1 protein-coding gene is annotated in these 1,006 nt (G+C 66.4%); it reads right to left on the bottom strand.

Going from position 1 to position 1,006, the window contains the following annotated elements; genetic code table 11:
- Positions 1 to 41: 41 nt before the first annotated feature.
- On the bottom strand, positions 42 to 1,006 hold a 965-nt coding region (locus AB0H52_RS32075; protein WP_357952059.1), incomplete at its 5' end, for an IS3 family transposase.

Below are 1,006 nucleotides of genomic sequence, written 5' to 3'. Positions count from 1 at the left end.
CGGAGCCTGTCAAGTCAACTGAGACATTTTCTTGATTTTGTTTAGCTTTGTGCTGCTGGTTGGTTAAGCACAGGCGAGGCGGTGGTCTGTGCGGGGTCGCTGTTGTCGGGTTTGTTGATCCATGCCCGGTCCGGGAGGCGGGGCGGGCGTGGACGGCGGCGGCCGAACCGTTGCGGGTACGCGGCCCAGGCCGTGTCGAGGGTCTGTTGTCGCTGTTCACGGATCTGTCCGGCGGTGCCGTGATGCACCGATGCCGGGGTGTGCAGGCCGACCCCGGAGTGCCGGTGTTCGTGGTTGTAGTAGGTGTAGAACGCCTCGCAGTGCTGCCGGGCGTGCTGGATCGACCCGAACCGCTCGGGAAACGTCGGGTCGTACTTCAATGTCTTGAAGCTGGCCTCGATGTACGGATTGTCGTTGGATGTCTTTGGGCGGCTGTGACTACGGCCGATTTTCAGATCGGTCAGCAGTTGGGTGACGGTCTTGCTGGTCATCGCGGCGCCACGGTCGGCGTGCACGGTCAACTGATCGGCATCGACGCGTTCGCGGGCGGCGGCGTCAGCGATCAGCGCCTCGGCGAGTTGGCCGTCCTCGTGCGCGGCGACCAGGTGCCCGACGACGTAACGGGACCAGATGTCGATCACGGTGTAGAGGTGGAACCAGACGCCTCGGTCCGGGCCGCGCAGCTTGGTGATGTCCCAGGACCAGACCTGGTTCGCCGCGTCGGCCACGAGTTCGGGTTTGGTGCGGGCCGGATGTGTGGCCTGGCTGCGGCGTTCGCCGCTCTGTCCAGCAGCCCGCAGAATCCGGTACATCGTGGACTCCGAGCACCACCAGCGGCCCTCGTCGAGCTCGCGGGCCCACACCTGCGCCGGCGCCAGGTCGGCGTATTCGGGGCGGTTCAGCAGTTGCAGCACCTGCTCACGTTCGGCCTCGGACAGCGCCGACGGCGGTGGCTTGCGCGGCGCCCGCGGCCGTGAGACCAGCGGTGGTGTGCGGTGCCGGTAGA

It is taken from the genome of Micromonospora sp. NPDC050695, from assembly GCF_040654415.1.
Lineage (GTDB): Bacteria > Actinomycetota > Actinomycetes > Mycobacteriales > Micromonosporaceae > Micromonospora.
Note: the sequence above shows the minus strand (reverse complement) of the source record. Positions and strands in the feature narration are given on the sequence as shown.